This is a genomic window from Rhodococcus globerulus NBRC 14531, from assembly GCF_001894805.1.
GTDB lineage: Bacteria > Actinomycetota > Actinomycetes > Mycobacteriales > Mycobacteriaceae > Rhodococcus_F > Rhodococcus_F globerula.
In genome coordinates this window covers 1090416-1096752 of sequence record NZ_BCWX01000003.1, presented here as the reverse complement: position 1 = coordinate 1096752, position 6337 = coordinate 1090416, and the positions used below count along the sequence as shown (strand labels likewise).

The following is a 6337-nucleotide window of genomic DNA, read 5'->3' as shown; positions in this document are numbered from 1 at the left end:
ATATGACCAGCCGCACTCGGGGCTGGGTTACTGGGAAGTAGTGATCTGACGGCCGAAACAGAACGTTAGCAACGGTCAGAGTCTTTTCTTCCGTGAACAACTGCAGAGAAGAAGAGCATTCGGGTGCGCAAGAAAGTTGGCCGCAATACATCCGAAGCGTCATGGTGTTGGGCGGGTGAGCCCTGGCAGATCCATGCAATTTCTTCATGGCCGGGCTGTGGCGCCGCCTACGAAGTCCCTCCAGTTTGCCACCTGCGCGCGATCACAATCAAATCCTTCGGTCCCTAACCCCACCACTGCGTCACCAGCAGCACCCCGGCAGTTACGAGCACAACCACGGACGCGGCTATTGCGGCAACGCCGCGGCGACGGTCACAGAAGATCTGTGCGACCAGCGCCACTACCGACGCCACGATGTGCGCGGTGATCGATGTGGTGCCCGGTCCGGGAAAGCCCCGATTGCCTCCCAGATACGCCGACGCGATCACCACGACTGTGAGAACAACGATTCCAGCCGCGACGGTCCCACTGAGCGCACGCAGACCACGAATCAACGCCCACTGCTTGGTGTCCGGAGCATCGTAGTAATCGTCATAGCGGTCGTCGTAGTCGTACGAGTTGTCGTAGGCATTGTCGTCCCGGTATGCGTCGTAGCTGTTGTTGTCGTAACCGTTGTTGTCGTAAGTCACGATCTACGCTCCCGTGATGAATCCGCGGACGGACTCCGCGATGAGTTGAACGGCGATGGCGGCAAGCAGCAAACCTGCGATGCGGGCCAGCAGCGAGATTCCGCCAACACCGAGCACACGGATCAAGGCGGTCGAGAATCGCAGCACTATGAACAGAACGAGGTGAATCGAGATGATCGCCAAGGCGATCGCAAGGTACGACGCCGCGTCCCCGTCTGCCTGGGCGACAAAGACGATGACCGCGGCGATCGCGCCGGGGCCGGCCATCATGGGCGTACCCAGCGGAACCAGGGCCACGTTGACGTCGTCGGCGCCCTGCGGACGGTTGGACGTCTTGCCGGTGAGTAGTTCGAGAGCGATCAGCAGAAGGAGCAATCCGCCGGCGCCCTGCAACGCGGGTATTCCGATGTGCAGATAGTTGAGGATTGCCTGCCCGCCGACCGCGAAGACGGAAATAACGGCGAGTGACACTGCCGGGGCCTGCCACGCCGCGCGATTACGGTCGGCACGGTCCTTGCGGCCGACCAGGGACAGGAACACCGGAATGACTCCGGGCGGGTCCATGATGACAAAGAGAGTGATGAAAACCGTGAGGTAGAGCGTCGTGTCCAACATCAGTGTTTCAGCACCTCGACGCCTGTTGCCGCCGACATCAATTCCTCGAAGTCGGCGGGGTCGGTGAGCTCGTCGCCGAGGTCGATCGTCTTGTTGTCTCCGTGGTAGTCCGATGATCCGGTCACCGCGAGGCCGAGTTCGCCGGCCAGTCCGCGGAGGAGAGTCCGATCTGCGGGCGCATGATCCGGGTGATCGACTTCGAGTCCGCCGAGTCCGGAGGCCGCCAGATCGCGAATGTGGCCTAGAGCGAGAACACGACCACGGGTGCGCGCACGACCGTGAGCGATCACCGTCACTCCCCCGGCCGCTGCGACCAGTTCGACGGCGTAGTCGATCGGCGTGTCGTATTTCGGGACGTCGTAGCGCCCGCGGGTTGCCAACAAGTCCTTGAAGGCTTCACCGATGCTCGAGACCACGCCGGCCCGCAGCAGAGCCGCTGCGATGTGCGGACGCCCCACAGAAGGACCAGCCGACGCGAGGATCTCGTCCGGGTCGATCGGCAGCCCGTCGCGGGCCATCAGAGTCGCCATCGTGCGGATTCTTTCGACCCGTTCGCCGCGTAGCCGCTCGCGTTCCTTGGCGAACTCGGGGTGGTCCGGGTCGAACAGGTACGCCAGGAGGTGCACCGCGACCGGCCACCCGTCCTCACCTTCGCCTTCACACGACATTTCCATGCCACGGACGAGTCCGAGCCCGGCAGGCAGTGCGCGCTCCGCCTCCGCCCAGCCGGCGGTGGTGTCGTGATCGGTGAGCGCGACAACGTCGAGTCCGGAGTGGGCAGCGGCGCGCACCAGTTCGGCAGGGGTGTCCGTGCCGTCTGATGCGTTGGAGTGGGTGTGAAGGTCTATTCGCACCGCTCCAGTCTGTCAGCAATCCGCAAGACCATCTCGCTCCGGTCGATTGCCTGAGATCCTGACGTACGATTGCGCGGCAGCAATAGTGCGCTTCGCCTATCTGCGGAGGGAGTAGACACAGTGCCGTCACTACCGAACTGGTCGAACGGCAAATCAGCTCCGCCACCGTTGCCGAGGATTCCCGTCCCCGCAGCTCGTGCCATTGTGGATTGTGCTGTGTACGTGGACGGCACCAGGCTCCCGGGAAAGTTCACTCACAACGCCGCTCTCGATGAAGTGCGCCGACGCGGAAACGGATTCGTCTGGGTTGGTATCCATGCTCCCGACGAATCCCAAATGCAGGACGTGGCAAAGACTTTCGGTCTACACGAGTTGATGGTCGAGGATGCCGTCCACGCACACGAGCGACCCAAACTCGAACGCTACGACGACGTCATGTTTCTCGTCCTTCGAACCGTTGTCTACGTCCCGCACGATTCCGTGGAGACGGCCAACGAAATCGTGGAGACCGGCGAGATCATGGTGTTCGTCGGTCCGGATTTTGTCGTCACGGTTCGGCACGGTGACCATTCCGAACTGGCGAGTGTCCGCAAAGCCCTCGAACAGCTACCCGAGCGTCTCGCCATGGGACCGTGGTCCGTTCTCCATGCCATCACCGACCACGTCGTCGACACGTACCTGTCCGTGACACAACTGGTGGAGCAGGACGTCGACAATATGGAAGAGTTGGTGTTCAACCCACGTAACAGCGTGGCGGTTGAGCACATCTACCTGCTGAAACGGGAAATCGTCGAACTTCGACGGTCGGTCACCCCGCTCGGCATGCCACTCCTGCAACTGACACAACCAGCAGGCGGGTTGGTCCCCAAGGAGATCAGACGCTATTTCCGCGACGTCCGAGACCATCACACCATCGTCTCCGAACGCATCTCCGAGTACGACGAAGTACTGAGTTCGCTCGTGGACGCTGCTCTGGCAAAGATCGCGGTGCAGCAGAACACCGACATGCGCAAGATTTCGGCATGGGTGGCTATCGCGGCCGTACCGACCGGAATTGCCGGCATCTACGGCATGAATTTCGAGAACATGCCGGAACTGGGTTCGCAGTACGGATATCCGATGGTGATGGTGTTCATCGCGTCGGTATGCGTCGGGTTGTTCTTTCTGTTCCGCCGAAACAACTGGCTCTGACTCTGTACTTAGCCACAGTGCAAGCGGACAATGAGTTGTGGGTACCAACACGTATCACGTGTACCCGCGGGTCCCTCGCATCGAAATCACCGCACCCGAAAAATACCTTGCCACAAGCAAATTCGGAGGAGCTACGATGCCTACAGTTGAGCAGTCAGTAATCGTTTCGCGCCCGGTTCCAGAAGTCTTTCAGTACCTCAGCACCGCTGAGAATTGGCCGAACTGGGACAACTCGATTGTCGAATCCCGGCAGATCACGGACGGCCCGATAGGAGTGGGGACCCGCTGGCAGGGAGCCAGCCGAATACTCGGCAAGCGCATCGACTGGACCGCCGAGTTCACGGAATACGATGCGCCCAAGCGAAGTTCGGCAAAGTCTGTCAAAAGCCCCGTCGCTTTCACGCTGACCACTACGTGCGAGGAAGTCGAGAAGGGCACGCGCGTCACCTATCGACTCGACAGTGAAAGTGGCCTTGGCGGAGTGTTCGGCAGAATGGCAGACCCGCTTGTCACCAAGGCATTCGGCCGATCCCAGCAGGCCAGCCTGGAGAATCTGGCCGACCTTCTCGATAACGAAGCCGCACAATAAGATCGGAGCGACGCGGCAGTTAGAGCGACGCCGCCGCTCGGTGCGGATCTCGGACGTCGATGCCCGCCTCAGCCCAGGCTTCACGTAGTGCACCTGCACCGCGCAGACGGACCCAGGCTGCTTCGGTTCCGGTTATGGGGACCACGGCGAGGAACCGAACCGGATCCATCGGCTCGGGGAGCGTCAGATCTTCAATCCCGCTGTCACTGAGAAGGACTGCAGTAAAAGCTGCGCCCTTCCACAGGGGCTCCCCGAGGTCGAGCAGCGCATCGTCGAGCAACACGATGCCCTCGACCGACGGGGCCGCCGCCAGAACAGCCAAGGTGCGCGCGATTCCCGACGCAATACCGGTGCCGCCGCGCAGCGAGAGCACCAGTTCCGCCCGGGGTCCGCGTGTGGGATCGGCGACCAGATCACCCGGATCGCCCATGGGGTGCCGCGAGCACCCCAGTGTTGCGTAGTGCACCACTGAGTCGGGAGATTCGAATCTGAGCACGTCCAGCGGCTCGACACCCAGGAACGTCACCGAGGCCGCAGCCGGCTCCGGCCCCTCGATATTGGCAACGAGGTGCGCGCGGACGGAGGACACAACACTGTCAGACACGCGTCCATCTAAGCACCATCACGGCGCTGATCGCAGCGCAGAGGCCGGGGCGCTTCAGAACGCCTCTTTTGCTAGGTGAGAATTTCGACGGATATCTCGTGCTTGGAGATCGTCGGATGCAGAAATCGCAGCAATGAACGCGCTTCCCTCTCGATGGATGACATGGCGGTTTTCGACTGCTGCGAAAACAGTGACACCGTCAATCGCGCGGTATCACCTTTCGCGGATTCTGCGGTGAATCCCACAACCTTCCCTCGTACCAGCACGGCGGGTTTGATTATTCCGTTCACCGTGAAGACCCGAGTTCGGTACTGCTCATCCATGATTCGCGAGCGATCCGCATGTGAGAGCAAAATGTTGTCGAACGGAGCCAAGATCCGGACCGGTGGTGTGCCGTCGTCCGGGCGTGGAGCGTCTGGCAGGTCGAACAGTTCCGTCCCCTTCTCGTTCACGAACGTCATCAGGTTCGGACGTAGTCGCTCGAAAACCTCTGCCAGCCTGGTTAATCCCGACCACGCCTGGGCGTCCTTCACACTCGCCGGACCGAACGCAGCGAGATAGCGCAACACCAGGGCGTCTGGAACAGGAGTCGAATCCAGCTCTGTGCCCAGCCAACTCTCCAGCGTGGTCAACGCGGGCGGTCCCGATCTACCCCACAACCCGCGAGGCGGTACCTGGACCATCGGCAACAGTCCCCTGATCCCGTGCGCGAGTCCTTCCGGAGAGCGCCCTGGAAAGCGTTCGGCCAGAAGCGGCCTCATCTGCATCTGCGTAAGTGGCCCCTCGGAAACAAGTTCGCGGCCGGCCTGCGCAAGAGCGGCCAGATCCATTCCGCTCAGCGCCGCCCGGTGCGCGGTGTTGGTGTGCAGATCACGGTCCATAATCGACTGAACCGTGCCACGGAAGGGTGCGGCATCAGCGGCCGACATCACAAATACCGTTCCGCGCATCGCAACCAGACGCACCACCTGCCGACGCTCGATCAATGTCGACAACTCTTCTGCCGCAAAGTTTTTGACACGGGCCCACAGGGCAAGGTACGGCGGCGTCGGGGCCTGCGCCTGCAGACCGGCCAGGCGTTCGACGGCTTCGAGGGCAGTGACGTCAGCCCGCTCCAGCAGGAACTGACGCGCAAGAGTCGCCCGACCGAGGGCGCGATCGGTCAGTACACGCGTCACGGTTCCCTCGCGCTCACCGTGCACTGAACCGATCAGATCGCGAGCTTCGCGAGGAGATCGCGGGCAGCCTCGGCTGTCTTCGGCTCACACAGCACGTCGTACCGACCAGCCACCAACTGCATGGTCGAGGCAAAATCTCGCTGGCCGCGCGTCGCTGCGTACGGGATGGTTGTGGTGATCACGCCGAAGATGATGCCGCCGACGATGCCCGTGATCAGTGGCCCGATGAAGCTGGTCGTGAAAAGACCCAGGAGAAGGCCGAAGAACACGCCCAGCCACGCGCCGGACACCAGACCGCCGCCAATCACCTTGGGCCACGTGAGCCGGCCGAGAACCCGTTCGACCTGCATCAGATTCACACCGACGATGGTGACATCCTGGACCGAGAATTCCTGATCGGACAGGTAATCGACGGCGCGCTGCGCCTCCGCATAGGTGGGGTACGACCCGATCGGCCAGCCCGAAGGTGGTGTCGGCAACGCTCCACGGCGCGACCCATTCGGCGATTGTGCGAGCGGATTGGACATGGGTGATCGTGCTCCTTGTTTCGGGCGCGTCATCCGTGACTGAACAACGCGAGACATACAAACCTATTGTGCCCTTTACCTACCCGATTT

8 protein-coding genes are annotated in these 6337 nt (G+C 61.7%); 2 read left to right on the top strand and 6 right to left on the bottom strand.

Going from position 1 to position 6337, the window contains the following annotated elements:
• Positions 1–284: 284 nt before the first annotated feature.
• Genes RG2_RS20470 through RG2_RS20460 form a run of 3 tightly spaced genes read right to left on the bottom strand, consistent with a single transcriptional unit; the run spans position 285 to position 2158 of the window.
• Entirely contained in the window at positions 285–689 is a 405-nt protein-coding gene (locus tag RG2_RS20470) for a hypothetical protein (protein ID WP_033234421.1), read from the bottom strand.
• A 3-nt stretch (positions 690–692) separates the two neighbouring features.
• On the bottom strand, positions 693–1307 hold the full coding sequence (locus RG2_RS20465) for a MarC family protein (protein ID WP_165826381.1): 615 nt from the start codon (positions 1305–1307) through the stop codon (positions 693–695).
• The gene (locus RG2_RS20460; RefSeq protein WP_033234423.1) at positions 1304–2158 is read right to left on the bottom strand and encodes a PHP domain-containing protein; all 855 of its coding nucleotides are present in this window, start codon (positions 2156–2158) and stop codon (positions 1304–1306) included. The genes RG2_RS20465 and RG2_RS20460 overlap by 4 nt, the downstream gene beginning before the upstream one ends.
• A 120-nt stretch (positions 2159–2278) precedes the next feature.
• Here RG2_RS20460 and RG2_RS20455 point away from each other — a divergent pair, with 120 nt between their 5' ends.
• Both RG2_RS20455 and RG2_RS20450 read left to right on the top strand, forming a co-directional pair.
• Positions 2279–3349 (top strand): magnesium and cobalt transport protein CorA, encoded by a 1071-nt coding sequence (locus RG2_RS20455; RefSeq protein WP_033234424.1) that lies wholly within the window; start codon positions 2279–2281, stop codon positions 3347–3349.
• 136 nt (positions 3350–3485) lie between these two features.
• A complete protein-coding gene (locus RG2_RS20450) occupies positions 3486–3938 on the top strand; it encodes an SRPBCC family protein (protein WP_033234597.1) in 453 nt (150 codons plus the stop codon).
• A 19-nt stretch (positions 3939–3957) separates the two neighbouring features.
• Here the strand turns inward: RG2_RS20450 and RG2_RS20445 are convergent, their stop codons facing one another.
• The 3 genes from RG2_RS20445 to RG2_RS20435 form a co-directional block, all read right to left on the bottom strand.
• Entirely contained in the window at positions 3958–4542 is a 585-nt protein-coding gene (locus RG2_RS20445; RefSeq protein ID WP_033234425.1) for a suppressor of fused domain protein, read from the bottom strand.
• A gap of 71 nt (positions 4543–4613) precedes the next feature.
• Positions 4614–5720 (bottom strand): winged helix DNA-binding domain-containing protein, encoded by a 1107-nt coding sequence (locus RG2_RS20440; protein WP_230590144.1) that lies wholly within the window; start codon positions 5718–5720, stop codon positions 4614–4616.
• A 32-nt stretch (positions 5721–5752) separates the two neighbouring features.
• Positions 5753–6247 (bottom strand): YflT domain-containing protein, encoded by a 495-nt coding sequence (locus tag RG2_RS20435; protein WP_033234426.1) that lies wholly within the window; start codon positions 6245–6247, stop codon positions 5753–5755.
• Between the last annotated feature and the right edge of the window lie 90 nt (positions 6248–6337).

Coding starts and splice junctions, on each gene's coding strand:
- RG2_RS20450 (WP_033234597.1), top strand. CDS start 3,486: ATGCCTACAGTTGAGCAGTCAGTAATCGTTTCGCGCCCGGTTCCAGAA.
- RG2_RS20435 (WP_033234426.1), bottom strand. CDS start 6,247: ATGTCCAATCCGCTCGCACAATCGCCGAATGGGTCGCGCCGTGGAGCG.